A 20,466-nucleotide genomic window follows, 5' to 3' on the forward strand; every position below is an offset into this window, starting at 1 on the left:
AAAAAAATCATCTTTATATTTTGATTAATTTTTTGGTAATCATTTGCTTGTTACTAGCTGTTTTTAATAAATAAACTCCTTTAGGTAGTTTAGAAATATCAATATTATTTTTACTTTTTGTAATTTTTGATGTTTGAATCAACTTCCCTAAAATAGTATAAATAGTAATATTTGCATTTTCTGTTGTACTAAAAAAAAGTCTATTTCTATTTGTGGGGTTTGGAAACATTTTAAAAGATTCAAAAACATTAGTCTTTGTACTTAAGGTTGATGTGTGATTACCAATTCCGTCAAAAGTATTTTTAGGTAAAACATCCCATTCATTTAAAGTAAATGTTGAATTTGGTACAGAAATGTTACTTTTTCTTCGATATGTTTTATTAGCAATGTGTTTTGATGTATTTGTAACATCACCAATAACATCTATCAATACACCATTTTTAAACAATCCTATTGGGTCATCACCATTAAAATTCATTGGCGAAGCAAATTTATAAGGAGCATTTGCTCTACTAGGTACTTTTAAATCCGCATTGTCTATTAATTCTTGTTCAGCAGAACCTGCATGAATAATTACAAATACATCATTTGGAACAATACTGTTTTTAGAAGGATCTACTAAAAAATCTGATTTATCAAGAGGTAAATCATCTGTCCAAAACCAACCACTAGAGGTAAATTTTTGAATAGAATAGCCTGATAAGTTAATGGTAGTGCTAGATAAATTTACAATTTCTATGGCTTTATTATTTCCTCCATCTGGCTCAGTATATTCAGAAATAAATAGTTCTATAACTCCGTTAGAAGTACCATCTGTAGTTGTTACGTTTATAGTTGTACTTTTAGCAGATTTGTTATTGTCTACATCTTTTGCTAAAACTTGCACAGCATAATTGGTTGAGGTTTCTAAACCTGTAACTGTGTAAAAAATATTTGTAGTAGTAGCAATTAAATTATCGTCAATAAAAATTTCATAGCCTGCAATTGCATTATTATCAGTAGAAACAGACCAACTCACTTTAAAAGAAGAGTCGGAAATGTTACTAATTAAAAGATTAGTTGGTATTGTTGGAGCTTCTGTATCTTGTAATGTTTTTCCATTTATAGCAATACTTGGAGCGGATAAATTATTGATGATATCTTTTGCAACAACTCTAAAAGTATAATTAGTATTTGTTTTTAGATTAGTTATTGTAGTATTTGTTTTATTAGATGTTTGTGCTGTTAAAATATCATTTACATAAATGTTATAGCCAGAAACTTCAATATTATCAGTAGCTGCTGTCCAAGAAATATCAATAGAAGTAAGTTTTATATTGCTTAAAGTAACGTTTGTTGGAGTAGAAGGAGCTTCAGTATCACTGCTTGTATAAATTCCCCATCTATCTTCTGCAGAAATTCCGCCCCAAATTCTTGTTGCTAAATAAGGGTTGTCTATGAAAGGATTTCTATTGCCTTGAGCAGCAAAATTTGAGGTGTTTTCATGATATGTATTTCTATCTTTTTCAATTTGAGAAACGGGGTCTTCTGCATTCCAATTTAAAAATAAATCAATCATATCATCAGGAGTAAACTCAGTACTACCAACTCCAACAGCGGTTGGTAAACAAACATCTCCATAACGCAAGTACATATACATTATCATTCGAGCTGCATCGCCTTTCCATTCATCTCCAGGATACCAAGCATTTGTATTTGCACCACTTAAACCTGCAAAAGTATCAGAAGAAAAGTTAGAGTTCCCAATTCCACTTCCGTATTTTCTATTGTTTCTTGTGGAGTTACGAGTTCTGTCTGCTGCTCTTAAATGGTGAGCATCTGTTGCAGGACCAGGAACGTCTGTGTTTAAAACTGGGTTTGCTAAAGATTTAGGAAAAACATGCTCTCTATTCCAAACAAAAGCACTCCCTCCTCCAGCATCTTGCAGGTTGATGTCCCTAGTTCTATCATTGGTAATGTCTGTGTCTGTAACATTTTCCCAACCATAATATAAAATTATTTCATTACTATTCTCAGGGTTTATATCTGTTGCAATGCAAGCATCCCAAACATCAGCATTGCTACTTGTGTATTCTAAAATATTGGTATGAGTTGCTATTATTTTTGTAGCCAAGGCTTCTTTTAGAGCTAAGCCAGTTAATGTTTTATCAACATCGTTGTAATAAGACTCTTGACTGTAAGTTAAAAGAGTTGTTATAAAAAAGAATAAATTAAAAATAAGCTTCATAGGGGGAGTTCTTTTTAGTAAAAATAAAACATTTTTATAACATTAAAATATCATAATTAATAGATTAGGGTGTTTATTTTTTTTCTAACAACGCCATGTAAAAACCATCGAAACCAGAAATATGAGCCAATACTTTTTTATCAGAAACAAAGGTAAAGTCTTTACCAGCTTCTGAAGCTAAAAACGTATGAACTTGATCTTGATTTTCTGAAGGTAAAACAGAACAAGTTGCATACACCATTTTTCCTCCTGGTTTTACCATTTTAGAATATTGTTGCAACACATCTTGTTGTACTTTTTTGATGTTATCTATAAATTCTGGTTGCAATTTCCATTTAGAATCTGGATTTCTACGAATAACGCCCAAACCAGAACAAGGGGCATCTATTAAAACACGATCTGCCTTACCATGCAATTTTTTAATAGGTTTGGTAGAATCAATCACACGCATATCTATATTATGTACTTTGTTTCTTTTGGCTCTTACTTTTAATTTACGGAGTTTGCTTTCGTAAATATCCATGGCAATAATTTGCCCTTTATTTTCCATTAAAGAAGCTAAATGCAATGTTTTTCCTCCAGCTCCTGCACAAGTATCTACTACTTTCATACCTGGTTTTACATCTAAATAAGCAGCAACCAATTGAGAAGACGCATCTTGCACCTCAAAATAACCATTATGAAAAGCTTCTGTTTTAAAAACATTGGCTCTTTCTGGCAAAATTAAAGCATCTGGATGATTTGGTACAGGTTCTGTAATCACATCTTCTGCTTTTAATTTCTTTTGAAGAACACCTCTTGTAATATTTAAGGTATTGGTTCTTAAAATTACTTTTGCTTGCTCGTTTAAAGCAGCAATTTCTTTTGTCCAAATTTCTTCGCCTAATTCTGCAATACACATTTCATCCATCCAATCTGGTATCGATTCTCTGTATTTTCTTGTTTTAGACAATTCAGCAAAACGCCCTTTAATTTTTCTTTCTGGTACATTGCCAATTTGGTTCCAATCTGGTAAAGGAATCCCTCTTAAAATACACCAAACAGAAAATAGTCTCCAAATATTATCTCTATCAAAAGGTACTTTAACCTCAGCTATTTCTGCGTATAATCTATTCCAACGTACAATTTCATAGATGGTCTCTGCAACAAATTTACGGTCTCTTGCACCCCAACGTTTGTCTCTTTTAAGGGCTTTTTCTACAGCTTTATCGGCATAAACACCTTCGTTAAATATATCTCTAATACTATCTATAACAGCAAAAGTTAAGTTTCTGTGTAATCTCATTTTTTTCTAATAATAATGGGCAAAGGTACATTAAATAAAAGGTATTTTGTATTTTCGTTATTCATAAATTTATCATTTGAATTTAAGCTATCCAATTACATATATAAAAGGAATTAGTGTACAAAGAGCAACGCTTTTGTATACAGAATTAGGTATAAAAACATGTAATGATTTATTAAATTTTTTTCCTTTTAGATATATTGATAAAACCGCTTTTTATGCCATAAAAGATTTACAGCCAAATACATCAGAAGTACAAATTGTAGGTAAAATTACTCGTGTAAAATCGGTTGCACAAAAAAGAGGGAGTAGGTTAGTAGCAACTTTTCAAGATGCTACAGGTTCTATGGAATTGGTTTGGTTTAAAGGTCAAAAATGGATCAAAGATTCATTGAAAATAAATGAACCTTATGTAGTTTATGGTAAACTAAATCATTATAATGGTAATTTTAGTATTCCTCACCCAGAATTAGAATTGGTTACAGAATACAAGAAAAAGTTACAAACGAAGATGCAGCCTGTGTATCCATCAACAGAAAAACTCACAAATTCTGGGGTTTCTAATAAAATGATGCGAACCTATATTCAGAATTTATTACAACAATTTTTTGAAGTTATTGAAGAAAGTTTATCTCAAGAAATTATTAATGATTTTAAATTGATGGGAAAACGAGAAGCTTTGTTAAATGCTCATTTTCCAAAAAGTCAAGAAAACTTAGCAAAAGCTCAGAATCGTTTAAAGTTTGAAGAGTTGTTTTTTATTCAGTTGCAATTATTACGAAAGAAGCTTATCAATAAAACAAAAATAAAAGGATTTGTTTTTGAAAATGTAGGTGCTGTTTTTAATCAGTTTTATTCAGAAAAACTTCCATTCGAGCTAACAAATGCTCAAAAAAGAGTGTTGAAAGAAATTAGAAAAGATGTGGCTTCTAATGCACACATGAATCGTCTGTTACAAGGTGATGTTGGTTCTGGCAAAACAATTGTAGCTTTATTAACCATGCTTTTGGCTATTGATAACGGTTTTCAGGCTACAATAATGGCACCAACAGAAATTTTAGCAACACAACATTATCATGCAATATCTGAATTGTTGGTAGATATGGAGGTAAATGTAGATTTATTAACAGGGTCAGTTAGAACAAAAAAAAGAAGAGAAATTCATCAAAATTTAGAAGACGGTACATTACATATACTAATAGGTACACATGCCCTTTTAGAGGATAAAGTGAAGTTTAAAAACCTTGGTGTAGCCATTATTGATGAACAGCATCGATTTGGTGTTGCTCAAAGAGCTAAATTATGGTCTAAAAACTCTTTGCCTCCTCATATTTTGGTAATGACAGCCACTCCAATACCAAGAACTTTGGCAATGTCTGTTTATGGTGATTTGGATGTTTCTGTAATTGATGAATTACCACCAGGAAGAAAGGAAGTAAAAACAGTGCATCGATTTGATAGCAATCGTTTGTCTGTTTTTAAGTTTATGAGAGATGAAATAGATAAAGGCAGACAAGTGTACATTGTATATCCATTAATTCAAGAATCTGAAGCGATGGATTATAAAGATTTAATGGATGGATATGAAAGTATTGCACGCGATTTTCCTAGTCCAAAATATCAAATAAGTATTGTGCATGGTCAAATGAAACCTGCAGATAAAGAACATGAAATGCAGCGTTTTGTAAAAGGAGAAACGCAAATTATGGTAGCAACCACTGTAATAGAAGTTGGTGTAAATGTGCCCAATGCAAGTGTTATGATTATTGAAAGTGCAGAACGTTTTGGACTTTCGCAATTACACCAATTAAGAGGGCGAGTTGGTAGGGGAGCAGACCAAAGTTACTGTATTTTATTGTCTAGCTATAAATTATCTGAAGAAGGAAAAACAAGACTTAAAACAATGGTAGAAACTACCGATGGTTTTAAAATTGCTGAGGTTGATTTAAAATTACGTGGACCAGGAAACTTAATGGGAACGCAACAAAGTGGGGTTTTAAACCTAAAAATTGCTGATGTTGTTAAAGATTCTAAAATTTTAGTAGCTGCAAGAAATACTGCCATTGCTGTTTTACAAGAAGATAGTGATTTATCAAAACCAGAGAATTTAAATATTAAAAAAACATATTTAGAGGTGTCTAAGAATTCTAAAATATGGAGTAATATTAGTTAGTTTTTTTTGTTATAACATATACTAACAAAGACATTTGTCTGAAAAAAAAAGAACAATTATTTGTTTTATAAACAACTTTTGGCTTTGGTAAATTTCTAGCAAATTCAATTTCTCTATTCTTATAAAAGTACCTATCTTTATCGGTTGTTAATAGTCACTTATTTAATGGAATTGTACAAAGAAAATCAATTAAAAGTATATAACTCTTTAACCAAAAAGAAAGAGAATTTTAAAACGATAACAGATGGTTATGTAGGTATGTACGTTTGTGGACCAACAGTATATAGCAACGCACATTTAGGAAACGTAAGAACATTTATGTTTTTTGATGTGGTGTATCGTTATTTATTGCATTTGGGGTATAAAGTACGTTATGTACGTAATATTACAGATGCAGGGCACTTAGAAAACGATGCTGATGAAGGAGAAGATAAAATTGCCAGAAAAGCACGTTTAGAACAAATAGAACCTATGGAAGTTGTACAGCGTTATACTGTAGATTTTCATGATGTTTTAAAAAATTACAACTTTTTACCTCCAAGTATAGAGCCAACTGCAACAGGGCATATTGTAGAGCAAATAGAAATGATTAAAGAAATCATAGAAAAAGGTTTTGCTTATGAAGTGAATGGGTCTGTTTATTTTGATGTACATGAATACAATAAAAAAGAAAATTACGGAATCCTTTCTGGCAGAAAAGTAGAGGATTTACTAAACAATACCAGAACTTTAGACGGACAATCAGATAAGAAAAATCCGCAAGATTTTGCACTTTGGAAAAAAGCTGATGAAAAGCATATTATGCGTTGGCCTTCTCCTTGGAGTGATGGTTTTCCTGGTTGGCACTTAGAATGTTCTGTAATGAGTACAAAATATTTAGGCGAAAGTTTTGATATTCATGGAGGTGGAATGGATTTAAAATTTCCTCATCACGAATGTGAAATTGCACAATCTAAAACATGTTCTGGTGTAACACCTGTAAATTATTGGATGCACACAAATATGTTGTCTTTAAACGGACAAAGAATGGCAAAATCTTCTGGAAATTATATTTTACCTAATGAAATTTTATCAGGAGAAAATAACATTTTGCCCAAACCTTTTTCTGCATCTGTAGTTCGTTTCTTTAATATGCAAGCCAATTATAGAAGTATTTTAGATTTTTCTGGAGATGCTTTAGAAGCTTCAGAAAAAGGGCATTCTAAATTAATGGAGGCTGTTAATTATTTAGAGAAGATAGAACCAAGCAAAACATCTACTTTTAATGTGCAAGAATGGAAAGATGCTTGTTATACAGCGATGAATGATGATTTTAATACGCCTATTTTAATATCACATTTGTTTGAAGCTGTCAAAGTCATCAATCAAATAAAAGAAAATAAAGCAAGTTTAACTTCGGATGATTTATCAGCTTTAAAATCAACAATGAATGCATTTGTTTTTGATGTTTTAGGACTGATGAATGAAAATTCTCAAGACAATTCAGAAAAAATTAATGGAGTAGTAGAGCTACTAATAAAGTTAAGAAAAGAAGCAAGAGAAAATAAAGATTGGGCATTATCAGACCAAATTAGAGATGAATTGATTGCTTTAGGGATTCAGTTGAAAGATGGTAAAGAGGGCACAACTTTTTTAATCAATTAAAAAAATAATTACGAATTTAAAATTATGAATTACGAGTATGTCAGTTTAGGTGATTCCGATTTTTTCATCGGAATTGTATCGAGAACTTATTCTTAATTTTTCAATTGATGAAGAAAATACTTTCATATCCTTTAATAATATTGGTTCGTTTTTATCAAACAGCAATTTCGCCATTTACACCAGCAACTTGTAGGTATAGTCCAACTTGCTCAAACTATACAATTGAAGCTTTGCAAAAACATGGTCTATTTTCTGGTGGATGGTTAGCCTTAAAAAGGATATTTAGTTGTCATCCTTGGGGTGGAAGTGGTTATGATCCAGTACCTGAAGAATTAGGGAACAGAGAATAAAGAATAGATGTAAGACTTTTTTAACTTACAATTTCGACTTTAAATCAAAATTTTAAACCTTGAATAATAGATTATGAGTTTTTTAGCAATAGAGTGGAATCCTTCCATAGGAATAGATTTAGGTTTTTTTGTAATTCGTTGGTACAGTTTAATGTTTGTAGCAGCTTTTTTGTTGGGTTTACATCTCATGAAAAAAATATATATTGAAGATAAAATTCCTGTAGAAAAATTAGATACTATTTTTATGTACGTTTTTATTTCTATGCTAATAGGAATGCGTTTAGGAGATGTGTTTTTTTACAGTTGGGACTATTATCAAAACCATTTGTTAGAAATATTTTTACCATTTAAACAAGTTAATGGTACATGGAAATTTACAGGTTTTACTGGTTTTGCAAGTCATGGAGCTGCAATTGGTATTCCTATTGCCATGTATTTTTATGCCAAAAAACATTTAAGTAAACCTTGGTTATTTATTTTAGATAGATTGGGAATTATGGTTGCTTTGGCTGGGTTTTTTATACGTTTTGGTAATTTTTTTAATTCAGAAATTTATGGAAAGGAAACAGGCTCTAATTTTGGCGTTATCTTTAAAGCTAAAGGAGAAGTTGTTGCAAAACACCCAACACAATTGTATGAAGCTTTTAGTTATTTAGCATTATTCTTTGTTTTGTGGTTTTTATACTGGAAAACAGATAAGAAAAAACAAACAGGTTATTTATTTGGTTTGTTTACAGTAGTTTTATGGTCTTTACGTTTTGTAATTGAATTTGTTAAAGAACCACAAGTACAGCAAAGAGGACAAGAATGGTTTTTTAGCCCTTTAAACACAGGGCAAGTATTAAGTATTCCTTTGGTTTTAATAGGTATATGGCTTATGTTTAGAAAGGTAACTAAGTAGTCTCTTTACTATTTAATTAGCTTTTTGTATATTTGCTGCATAATTAATTTACCCCTAAATACTGCAATTAGTTATGAAAAATAAAATTCAGATTTTCCTGTGCTTTATCATACTGCTTCAAACAAACCTTTATGCACAAAGTTTAACTTATTCAGGTACAGATGCTTTTAAAATTGCAAATGCCAATTTTGTTGATGCTACCACTATTTTTTCTTTTGAAAATGCTCCTTCAGGAATGGCTTTTGGAGATTCTGGAACTAAGTTTTATACAACTGGAACTGGTGGAGATGTAATAATTCAACACAATTTAACAGTAGCATATGATTTATCTACTATAGATGATATAGATGCTTTTTTTGATGTTTCTGGTCAAGAAACAGCACCACAAGATATTGTATTTAATTCTAGTGGTTCTAAAATGTATATTGCTGGAGATACAGGTAATGATATTACAGAATACAGTTTGTCTACAAACTGGGATGTTAGTTCAGCTTCATTAAATGGTACTTTTAATTTTGAGGCAGCTGTTTTTGCCTTTGATGCATTACCTGATCCAAACAATGCTCAAAGGCCAACTGGAATGTCTTTTAATAATGATGGCTTAAAAATGTTTATTGTTGATAGGAATAAAGATAATGTATATGAGTTTGATTTAACAACAGCTTATGATATTTCTACAACAAGTAGCGTTATTAATGTATTAGATATTAGTGGACAAGAATTAAATGCAAGGGCAGTTATTTTTAATAATGATGGTAGTGAAATGTACGTATTAGGTACATCAGGTGATGATGTAAATATTTATACTTTTTCGCCAGGAAATGAATACGATTTGTCTAACGCAACTTTTTCATCAACTTATTCTGTCTCAGCCCAAGAAACAGCACCTCAAGGTATGCTGTTTAATAATTTAGGAACAAAATTTTATATAATTGGATCCAATGGAGATGATGTAAATGAGTATACATTATCTACTAATTTTGATTTTACATCTACAGTTACTCATTTAGACAGCTATCCAATTCAGTCTTTTGAAATTGCTCCTCAAGATATTTTATTTAATAATGATGGAACTAAAATGTATGTTGTAGGAGATTCACAAAATAGGGTTGTTCAAAGCTCTCTATCAGTTCCTTATGATGTAAGTACAGCTACGTTAGATATTGCTTACAATGTATTAGAGTCTCAACCAAGAGGAATGACTTTTAATAACGATGGTTTAAAATTTTATATAGTAGATGCCTCACAGGATGAAGTTAGTGAATATTCATTATCAATAGCGTATGATCTTACATCAACAGTCACAAATTTAGGAGTTTATGATATATCTTCAGATGATGATAATCCTACAAGTATTGCTTTTAATGATGATGGGACCTTGTTGTTCATTTTAGGAAATCAAACAATGTCTAGTGTAAATGATGTGATTGTGTATACATTAACACCAGGATATGATTTATCAGATATTTCTTCAGGCCCAACAGGTAGGTTTTCAGTAAATGCACAAGACTCTTCACCTTTAGGGATGTCTTTTAATAATGATGGAACAAGCCTTTTTGTAATTGGTAATGGAGGAAATGATATTAATGAATACAGTTTAAATACTGCTTATGATTTATTAACGGTAACACCAACTTTTGTTCAAAATATTTCAATTGCAGCTCAAGATGATTTGCCTTCTGGTATAGCATTTAATGCCTCAGGATCTAAGTTTTTTATCTCAGGGAATAGGGGTAATGATATCAACGAATATTTCACACTAAAATATAATGAAGTTTCAGCCTCAAATAACGGATCAATAGATAATACAAGCCCATTAATAATTACTTTAACAGGAGATACTTTTTTTGCAAGTTCAGGAGTTTTTACAGATTCAGAAGTTATTATTGATAATGTACCAGAAGGTTTAACAGCGGTTCTTACCTTGAATTCAAATACAGAAGCAGAATTAACATTTACAGGTAAAGCAAACAGTCATCTTAATAGTGATGAGTTGGCAGCAAATTTAGTGTTTACATTTACAGATGCTGCATTTACAAGCTCTAATGCTGCAGAGGTTTTAGGAGCAGTAGGTTATGGAGATGTTTTAGATTTTGATTATGTAGAATGTGCAGACAATGAAATTGTGTATGATGGAAGTTGGTCTGGTGGTAATAATTCTGGTGTACCAGATGATAGTATTATAGATTTAGCCAAAGGAATTAGAGTAGAAGATAATATTACTATAACAGCAAACACAAATTGCGATTGTTTGCAGGTAGAAGATGGGCAAACCTTAACTATTTCAGATGGTGTTGAGTTAACAGTAGCAAACTCTTTAGAGTTAGAAGGAGACATTCGTTTGTTGGGAAATGCACAGTTAATACAAACTCATACAGGGGAAAAAAACATATCTGGATCTGGTAATTTGTATAAAGATGTTAAAGGATCCCTTTCAAATGTGTATCAATCTGGTTATTGGACCTCACCAGTAACAACAGATGGTTTAACGTATACAATTGCAAGTGTTTTAAAAGATGGTACTACTCCCTTAACTGCAACAGGAAACCCTGCTGATATTGATTTTATTACAGGTTTTGACGGAGAAACTTCTACACCAATTAAATTAAGTACTAGATGGTTAAATAAACTTGTAAATAGCGATAATTGGACAAGAATAGATGAAGATACAGAGTTAAACCCTGGAGAGGGTTTTAATAAAAAAAGCACAGGAAATCCAGCAGGCCAAAATTATACTTTTGTAGGTAAACCAAATGGAGGCCAATATCAATATACAATTAGTCCTTTTGGTTCTGGTATTTATAGTCTTTATGGTAACCCTTATGCCTCACCAATAGATGCAGATGCCTTTATTTTTGACAATGCTACAACAGCAGGTAGTATTTTAGGAGCTTTACATTTTTATGAGGCAGGTATTGATTTTTCTCACGTAACATCAGAATATACAGGTGGTTATGCAACAAGAACTTCAGGTATAGGAACTCCTGCTCCAGAATTAATTGGTGTTGGCCCAGGAGGTAGAACTCCAGGTCAAAATATTGCTGTTGGTCAAGCTTTTTTTGTAGAGGCTTCTGCTAGTGGTGGTACAGTTACTTTTAATAATAACCAAAGAAGTTTTGATGCCTCTACACAGTTTTTTGGTAAAACAAATAGGGTTGCAAAGAAACAAGCCACAAGTTTTCCTGTGTTAAGAATTGGCTTTGAGTTTCCTTTTGCAAATACAACCTATCATAGACAAGTTGCAGTAGCTTTTAGAGGGTTAACAGACGCCTATGAAAATGGTTTTGAAGGGCAAATGTTAGACTATAAAGCTACAGATATGGCTTTAAAAATAAAGAATAGAGACCTTCCTTATGCTATAGTTGGTATCGAAGATTTTAATAATTCTTTAACAATACCTTTACAGGTTAATACTGATGCAGACAGAGATGTATCATTTATGATAGATGAAAATTTAAGCTTAAATAGCAATATTTATTTATACGATAGCCTTACAGATAATTATTACAATATTACTACTCAAGATGCTATCATTAACCTTTCTACTGGTAGTTATAATGATCGATTTTTCATCACTTTTAAAGCCCCTGTATTAAGTACTCAAAAACCAGAATTAGCTAAGGTTAATATTCTCAATAAAAAAGAAACACTTTTAATATCATCAAAAGATATTTTAAACCAAGTTGTAATTTACAATATGCTAGGTCAGAATATTGCGACTGTAACTAACTCTTCAAAAGAAACAGAGATAAAAGTAAATACAGCTGACCTTAAAAAAGGTATTTATATTGTAAAGATTCATAGTAACAAAGGAAGCTTAACTAAAAAAATAATTTTAAAATAATTATTCTATATATTTTAACTTTGTTACTGAATATAAAAAAAATATAACTATAATTTTCTTATATTTGTATACTTTATATTATTATTCATTTCCCCCTTGTAAATTTAAATACCTATGAAAAAGAACTATATTCTAGTAACTTTTGTGTTTACGTTGTTACAAACCTCATTAAACGCACAAAGTTTAACGTATCCTAATAGTTATAATTTAAATGCACCAACTCATATTGGAGATTATGGTGTCCCTAGACAAGAAATTAAACCCACAGGTATGATTTTTGGAGATAGTGGTACAAAATTTTACACAGTAGGTTCTGAAGGAGATTTTGTATTACAATACACTTTAAGTACAGCTTATGATGTATCTACTATTAGTGGTATTGTAAATTATTTTGATGTTTCTGGCGAAGAATCAAATCCTCAAGATGTTATTTTTAACGCTGCAGGAACAAAAATGTATATTCTTGGTGGAGCAGGAGATGATATAACTGAATACGTTGTATCCACAGCTTGGGATATTAGTAGTATAGATACAGCAACTAATATTCCTGTTGTTTTTGATGTAAAAGATAAAGTAGATACACACTTAGCAACAACAAACCAAGGTGATGACTTATCTGGTTTTAGATTTAATGATGATGGAACAAGACTGTTTGTTGTAGATTATAGTTCAGACAGAGTTTATCAGTTTAATTTAACTTTAGCAAATGCCTTTGATATTTCTATGGCAGGTTTTGTAGTTGCTAGTATGAATATTAGTGGAGAAGAAAACCAAGCAAGAGCTATTGAGTTTAATAATGATGGAACACAGTTATATATTATAGGACATGAAGATGATGAAGTAAATACTTACAATTTAATGACAGGTTATTCTTTATCAACTTTTACAACTAAAACAGTTTCAATAAGTCTAACAGCAGAAGATGACCCAGAAGCATTACTAATAAACAATACAGGTACAAAGGTTTATGTTGCAGGGTTGATAGATCAGGATATAAAAGAATACAGTTTATCTCCAGGTTACGATTTTAGTTCTATATCTGCTACACCAGATGCTACAACAATATTTGCAACACTAGAATTAAACCCTCAAGGAATGGTTTTCAATACTGATGGTACAAAGTTGTTTGTTGTTGGTTCAACTTCAGATAGAGTTTTAGAAATTAGTCTTTCAACACCTTATGATATTAGTTCAGGTACTTTAATCGCCTCTTTTTCTATTGCTGATAAACAAAAAAATCCAAGAGGTTTAGCATTTAATAGTCTAGGTGATAAGCTTTTTATAATTGGTAATGATAATGATTGGATTAACCAATATAATTTAACAGGTCCTTTTGATTTATCATCTACAATTACGCATGAGGATGATTTTTCTGTAAATATTCCTGCTACAGGAAGTGAAAACAGTCCAACTGATATGTATTTCAATGAAACAGGAACAAAATTATTTGTTTTAGGTACTGGTAATGATAAGGTTTATCAATTTTCATTAGCACCAGCCTATGATTTAACTGCTGCAACAGGTAGTGTAACTTTTGATGGAGATTATAGTATAAGTGGAGAAACATCTCCTCAAGGAATTGCTTTTAGTGTAACAGGTAATAAAATGTATATAGCTGGTGATTCTGGTAATGATATTAATGAATTTACTTTAACTAACAATTTTGACCTAACAACTGGTACAATAACAAATTCAAATACTTTCTCAATTCTTAATGAAGAAGACACCATTACAGATATTATTTTTAGTAATGATGGATCTCGTTTTGCTATTTGTGGTACTGGAGATGATGAGATGAACCAGTACTTTACAAAAACAGTTTTACCAGAAACGATAGCTAATGATGGTACAATAGATGATGTAACTACCCCTTTTATAATTACTTTGACAGGAGGAGCATCCTTTTTTGCTAGTTCAGGCCTATTTTCTGATACTGAAGTTACATTTGGAGGCGTTCCAGAAGGATTAACCCCAGTTTTAAGCCTTAATTCTGCTACTCAAGCACAGTTAACATTTACAGGTAAGGCAAATAGCCATTTAAATAGTGATGAAGCCTTAGTTAATTTGTCTGTTACATTTACAGATGCAGCTTTTGCATCGTTAAACGCAGCTGATGTTTCACAAGCTATTGGGTATACTAATTTTTTAGATTTTGACTACATTGAATGTGCAGACAATCAAATTGTATATGATGGAAGTTCTTGGGCAGGAGGTAACAATGCAGGAGTGCCAGACAATGGAGTTACAGACCTAGGAAAAGCAATAAGAGTTCAAGGAGATGTTACTATTACAGCAAACACAAATTGTGATTGTTTACATATAGAAAGTGGTCAAACACTTGTTGTTGCAGATGGAGTAGAGTTAACAATAGCAAATGCTTTAGAGTTAGAAGGAGATATTCGCCTATTGGGAGATGCCCAATTAATACAAACCCATTCAGGAGTTAAAAATGCTTCTGGTTCTGGTAATTTATACAAAGATGTATTAGGCTCTTTAACAAATGTTTTTCAAAGTGGTTATTGGTCATCACCAGTAACAACAGATGGGGTAACTTATACTATTAGTGGAGTTTTAAAAGATGGAACAACTCCATTATCAGCTACCAGTTTAATTACTGATATTAATTTTATAGCTGGTTTTGATGGAGAAACTTCTACACCGATAAAAATAAGTACAAGATGGCTTGCTAAATTAGTAAATAGTAGTGCTTTTGAAAGTTTAAATGAAAGTACAGGTTTATTAAACCCAGGAGAAGGTTTTAATAAAAAAAGTACAGGAAATGGATCAGGACAAAATTACACTTTTGTAGGTAGACCAAATGATGGAGAATACCAGTATGATATTAGTCCTTTTGGAGCAGGTATTTACAGTCTTTATGGTAATCCTTATGCGTCTCCAATAGATGCAGATACATTTTTATTTGACAATGCTACAACAGCAGGGAGTATCAAAGGAACGCTATACTTTTACCAAGCTGGTATTGATTTTTCTCATGTAACATCAGAATATACAGGTGGTTATGCAACAAGAGTAATTGGTATGGGAGCTATTGCTCCAGAATTAAGTGGTTTAGGAGGAGGAGGTAAAATTCCAGGACAAAACATTGGTATTGGTCAAGCTTTTTTTGTAGAAGCTTCTGTTTCAGGAGGAACCGTTACATTTAACAATGACCAAAGAGTTTTTGATACTTCAACACTATTTTTTAGTAAATCAGCAACTGCAAAAAAGACTACTGATTTTCCAGTTTTAAGAATTGGTTTTGAGTTTCCTTTAGAAGGAAATACTTATCATAGACAAGTAGCTGTTGGTCTTAGAGGGCTTACAAATAATTATGAAAATGGATTTGAAGCAGAAATGTGGGATTATAAATCTACAGATATGGCTTTAAAAATAGATGGAACAGATCTGCCTTATGCCATAACAGGGATAGGAAATTTTGATACATCTCTTAAAATTCCATTAGCAGTTCAAGCTGATTCTGATAGAGATGTAACTTTTAAAATTGATGAAAACCTAAGTTTAGATACAAATATTTACTTGTTTGATTCTACTGCAGACACTTATTATGATATTACTTCTCAAGATGCAACAATTAGTCTTACTGAAGGTAATTATGATGATCGTTTTTTTATAACATTTAGCGATGTTGCTTTAAGTGTGCAAGAAAATACTATTGCTAAAGTAACCATTTCAAATACTAATGGAGCACTTTTAGTATCTTCTAAAGATTTGTTAGAGCAGGTTTCAATTTACAATATATTAGGTCAGAATGTTGCAACAATAAATAATTCTTTAAAAGAACCAGAAATAAAAGTAAATACAACTAATTTAAAAAGTGGAATTTATATAGTAAAAGCTAAAAATTCTAAAGGTAACTTTACACAAAAAGTTATAATTGATTAAACTTTATTCACTAATTTTTTAATTATATTATATTAGTAATTAAAAGTTTAGTTCAAATATAAAAGCAATATTTATCAGTCATTACAAAGACTATAGATATTGCTTTTTTTATGGAATTTTTTTAAGAGTTGGTTTAGTTTAAAAGTGTTTATATATTTTCTTTACTATTAAGTAAATAGTTTTTTAACTAATTGTGATGTTATTTCTATTTTTTCTGTGCTATATAAAGTTTAAATAGATGTTAGTGAATTAATATCCTTTTATTATAAATTATTCTAATATATAATTTATGTATATTTGTGAATCAAACATTATTGTTAACCTCTAATAAGTCTAATTTGCTATGAAACTTAAACATAAATTATTATTTGTCTTTGCATGTTTATATGTGTCTATAAATGCTCAAAGTCTTTCTTATCCTAATAGTTATAACCTAACTTCTCCAACTCATATTGGAAATTATGGAGTTCCAACTCAAGAAACACAGCCTACTGGTATGATTTTCGGTGATAGTGGTACTAAACTTTATTTAGTAGGTTCAGGTACTTCTGGAAATTATGATCACGTTGTTCAATATGATTTAAGTATTCCTTATGATATTTCTACAAAAGGTCCATTAGTTGGTTTCTTTAATGCTTATTCAGAAGAAACTAACGTTCAGGACATTATGTTTAATGCTATTGGAACAAAGATGTATATTTTAGGTGGAGTAGGAGATAATATTACAGAGTATGTGTTAGATATACCTTGGAATGTTAATAGTATAGATACAGCAACAAATACTCCTGTTGTATTTAATGCTAAAGCTGCAATAGACGCATATTTAGCACCAACAACAACACATGGTGATGATCTTTCTGGTTTTAGATTTAATACAGATGGTACAAAATTATTTATTGTAGATTATAGTGCAGATCAAGTTTTTGAGTTTAGTTTGAGTACAGCTTATGATGTTAGTACATCTGGTGGTGTAGTAGACGCAGATTTAGATATTAGTGGAGAAGAAACACAACCAAGAGCCATTGAGTTTAATAGTGATGGTACAAAATTATACGTATTAGGTAGGTCTGGTGATGATATAAATACATATAATTTAGCAACAGGTTACGATTTAACAAGTTTAACAACTAAAACAGTTTCTTCATCTCTATCAGAAGCCAGGCCAGAAGCTCTTTTAATAAACAATGATGGAACAAAATTTTATATAGCAGGTTATTCAGATGATGAAATTAAACATTATACGTTATCTACTGCTTATGATTTTTCATCTACAATTACTTTAGTTACTTCAAGTATATTTGAAACAATAGCTCCAAATCCTCATGGAATGGTTTTTAATACAGATGGGACAAAGTTTTTTGTAGTAGGTTCTACGGTGGATAGAGTTTCAGAAATAAGCCTTTCTACGCCTTATGATATTAGTACAGGTATTTTAGTAAGCACTTTAAGTATAGGTACAGAAGAATCATCACCAAAAGGACTAGCATTTAACAGCACTGGAACAAGTTTATTCGTTATTGGTTCTCAAAATGATGAAATTAATAAATATGCATTATCTTCAGCGTTTGATTTATCTTCGACAATTACCAAATCAGGACCTTTTTCAATAAGTATAACGGAAACAAATTCTGAAAATAATCCAACAGATTTATATTTCAACGCTGATGGCTCTAAATTATTTGTTTTAGGGAATAAAACAGGAGGAGCAATAGAAAGAATTCATCAATTTTCATTATCTACCAATTACGATTTAACTAACTTAGCTACTGATTTTGATGGGTTTTACTCATTAGCTACCTTTGAATCTGACCCTCAAGGAATTGCATTTAGTGTTGCCGGAGATAAAATGTACATAGCAGGAAATAATGGAAATGATATTACTGAGTTTACTCTAAGTAATAGTTTTGATGTTACAACTGGTACCATAACCAATACAGATACATACTCCATTAATACTGAAGAAATTACAATTTCAGATGTTCTTTTTAACCCTAGTGGTTCTAGGTTTTTTATAACTGGAACTGGTGGAGATGATATGAATCAGTATTTTACAAAATTGATTTTACCAGAAACACCAAATGATGGTACTATTGATGATGTAACTACGCCTTTAATTATAACTTTAACAGGAGATACTTTTTTTGCAAGTTCAGGCGTATTTTCTGATACTGAAGTTATTATTGGAGGCGTTCCAGAAGGTTTAACAGCTGTATTAACTCTTAATTCTAGTACAGAGGCACAATTAACTTTTACAGGTAAAGCAAATAGTCACTTAAATACAGATGAAGCTGCCGTAAATTTAATATTTACATTTACAGATGCAGCTTTTACTAGTTCTACAGCAGCTTCAGTAAGTTTTGCAGTTGCACATACAAACGTATTAGGTTTTGATTATATAGAATGTGCTGATAATCAAATTGTATATGATGGAACTTCTTGGACAGGAGGAAATAATGCAGGTGTTCCAGATAATGGAGGTATTGATTTAACAAAAGCAATTAGAGTAGAAGGAGATGTTACCATTACAGCAAACACAAATTGTGATTGTTTGCATGTTGAAAGTGAACAAACGCTTGTTTTAGCAGATGGAGTTGAGTTAACAGTTGCAAATTCTTTAGAGTTAGAAGGTGATATTCGTTTATTAGGCGATGCACAATTAATACAAACTCATACAGGAGTAAAAAATGCTTCTGGTTCTGGTAATTTATACAAAGATGTATTAGGCTCTTTATCTAATATCTTTCAGTCTGGTTATTGGTCTTCACCAGTAACAACAGATGGGGTAACTTATAATATTAAAGGGGTTTTAAAAGATGGTACTATTCCTTTAGCAGCTACAGGTACACCACCAGATATTAATTTTACTTCAGGTTTTGATGGTGATACTTCTTCACCAATAACAATAAGTACAAGGTGGTTAAATAAATTTGTAAACAGTGATAATTGGACAAGGTTAGATGAAAGCACAAGTTTGTTAAACCCAGGAGAAGGTTTTAATAAAAAAAGTACAGGAGATGGAGATGGACAAAATTATACATTTGTAGGTAGGCCAAGTGATGGAGAGTACCTGCATACAATTAGTACCGGTAATTATAGTCTTTATGGAAACCCTTATGCTTCTCCTATAGATGCTGATGCTTTTATAACAGCCAATGCTACTGCAATTTTAGGTACTTTGCATTTTTATCAATCAGGTATTGATTTTTCACATGTAACATCAGAATATACAGGTGGTTATGCAACAAGAACTGTTGGTCTTGGTACTCCTGCACCAGAATTAGGAGGAATAGGAGCAAAAACACCAAATCAATATATTGGTATTGGTCAAGCTTTTTTTGTGGAAGCTTCTGGAACAGGAGGTACTGTTACTTTTAACAATGCTATTAGAAATTTTGATACTTCACTAGAGTTTTTCAGTAAAACAGCAACTGCAAAAAAGACTACCGATTTTCCAGTTTTAAGAATTGGTTTTGAGTTTTCTTTAGAAGGAAATACTTATCATAGACAAGTAGCAGTTGGTTTTAGAGGTCTTACAAATGAATACGAAAATGGATTTGAAGCAGAAATGTGGGATTATAAATCTACAGATATGGCTTTAAAAATAGATGGAACAGATCTTCCTTATGCAATTACAGGTGTAGAAGATTTTGATACATCTCTTAAAATTCCATTAACAGTTCAAAGTGATATAAACAGAGACGTTACTTTTAAAATTGTAGAAAACTTAAATTTAAATACAAATATTTACTTGTACGACTCTATTACAGATGTTCATTATAATATTAAAAATCAAGACGTAATAATTAACCTTATTGCTGGTAATTATGATGATCGTTTTTTTATAACATTTAGCGACGTTGCTTTAAGTGTACAAGAAAATACAATTGCAAAAGTGACCATTTTAAATACTAAGGGGGCACTTTTGGTATCTTCTAACGATTTGTTAGAGCAGGTTTCTATTTATAATATATTAGGTCAGAATGTTGCAACAATAAATAATAATTCTTTAAAAGAGCCAGAAGTAAAAGTAAATACCACTAATTTTAAGAAAGGTATTTATATTGTAAAAGCAAAAAGTACAAAAGGAAATATTACACAAAAAATTATTATCAACTAAATTTTTGTTATTGGTTTCCTAA

The 20,466-nt window shown here is 31.2% G+C and carries 9 protein-coding genes; 7 read left to right on the forward strand and 2 right to left on the reverse strand.

Annotated features, from left to right (window positions below; genetic code table 11):
- Positions 1–13 precede the first annotated feature (13 nt).
- Both Q0731_RS09535 and Q0731_RS09540 read right to left on the reverse strand, forming a co-directional pair.
- On the reverse strand, positions 14–2,227 hold the full coding sequence (locus tag Q0731_RS09535; protein ID WP_299063206.1) for an endonuclease: 2,214 nt from the start codon (positions 2,225–2,227) through the stop codon (positions 14–16).
- A 73-nt stretch (positions 2,228–2,300) separates the two neighbouring features.
- Positions 2,301–3,512: a methyltransferase domain-containing protein gene (locus Q0731_RS09540; protein ID WP_299063207.1), complete on the reverse strand. Its 1,212-nt coding sequence runs from the start codon at positions 3,510–3,512 to the stop codon at positions 2,301–2,303.
- Between the two features lie 76 nt (positions 3,513–3,588).
- On the opposite strand from Q0731_RS09540, the gene recG reads away from it, so the two are divergent.
- The 7 genes from recG to Q0731_RS09575 all read left to right on the forward strand — a co-directional run bounded on the left by recG (position 3,589) and on the right by Q0731_RS09575 (position 20,444).
- Positions 3,589–5,685, forward strand: a complete 2,097-nt coding sequence (gene recG / locus Q0731_RS09545) for an ATP-dependent DNA helicase RecG (protein ID WP_299063208.1) — start codon at positions 3,589–3,591, stop codon at positions 5,683–5,685.
- 165 nt (positions 5,686–5,850) lie between these two features.
- Positions 5,851–7,329 carry a cysteine--tRNA ligase gene (gene cysS, locus Q0731_RS09550; protein WP_299063210.1) on the forward strand — a complete coding sequence of 493 codons (1,479 nt, stop codon included), beginning with the start codon at positions 5,851–5,853 and terminating at the stop codon, positions 7,327–7,329.
- Positions 7,330–7,436: 107 nt separating this feature from the next.
- Positions 7,437–7,679, forward strand: a complete 243-nt coding sequence (gene yidD / locus Q0731_RS09555) for a membrane protein insertion efficiency factor YidD (RefSeq protein WP_299063213.1) — start codon at positions 7,437–7,439, stop codon at positions 7,677–7,679.
- Between the two features lie 73 nt (positions 7,680–7,752).
- Positions 7,753–8,580: a prolipoprotein diacylglyceryl transferase gene (gene lgt, locus Q0731_RS09560; RefSeq protein ID WP_299063216.1), complete on the forward strand. Its 828-nt coding sequence runs from the start codon at positions 7,753–7,755 to the stop codon at positions 8,578–8,580.
- 73 nt (positions 8,581–8,653) lie between these two features.
- Complete coding sequence (locus Q0731_RS09565; RefSeq protein ID WP_299063219.1) at positions 8,654–12,424, forward strand: T9SS type A sorting domain-containing protein; 3,771 nt, start codon at positions 8,654–8,656, stop codon at positions 12,422–12,424.
- 114 nt (positions 12,425–12,538) lie between these two features.
- Positions 12,539–16,327, forward strand: coding sequence for a beta-propeller fold lactonase family protein (locus Q0731_RS09570; RefSeq protein WP_299063221.1), 3,789 nt, complete (start codon positions 12,539–12,541; stop codon positions 16,325–16,327).
- Between the two features lie 343 nt (positions 16,328–16,670).
- Positions 16,671–20,444 (forward strand): beta-propeller fold lactonase family protein, encoded by a 3,774-nt coding sequence (locus Q0731_RS09575; protein ID WP_299063224.1) that lies wholly within the window; start codon positions 16,671–16,673, stop codon positions 20,442–20,444.
- The last annotated feature ends 22 nt before the right edge of the window (positions 20,445–20,466 follow it).

It is taken from the genome of uncultured Polaribacter sp. (genome assembly GCF_947497695.1).
GTDB lineage: Bacteria > Bacteroidota > Bacteroidia > Flavobacteriales > Flavobacteriaceae > Polaribacter.

Coding starts and splice junctions, on each gene's coding strand:
- Q0731_RS09535 (WP_299063206.1), bottom strand. CDS start 2,227: ATGAAGCTTATTTTTAATTTATTCTTTTTTATAACAACTCTTTTAACT.
- Q0731_RS09540 (WP_299063207.1), bottom strand. CDS start 3,512: ATGAGATTACACAGAAACTTAACTTTTGCTGTTATAGATAGTATTAGA.
- cysS (WP_299063210.1), top strand. CDS start 5,851: ATGGAATTGTACAAAGAAAATCAATTAAAAGTATATAACTCTTTAACC.
- yidD (WP_299063213.1), top strand. CDS start 7,437: ATGAAGAAAATACTTTCATATCCTTTAATAATATTGGTTCGTTTTTAT.
- lgt (WP_299063216.1), top strand. CDS start 7,753: ATGAGTTTTTTAGCAATAGAGTGGAATCCTTCCATAGGAATAGATTTA.
- Q0731_RS09565 (WP_299063219.1), top strand. CDS start 8,654: ATGAAAAATAAAATTCAGATTTTCCTGTGCTTTATCATACTGCTTCAA.
- Q0731_RS09570 (WP_299063221.1), top strand. CDS start 12,539: ATGAAAAAGAACTATATTCTAGTAACTTTTGTGTTTACGTTGTTACAA.
- Q0731_RS09575 (WP_299063224.1), top strand. CDS start 16,671: ATGAAACTTAAACATAAATTATTATTTGTCTTTGCATGTTTATATGTG.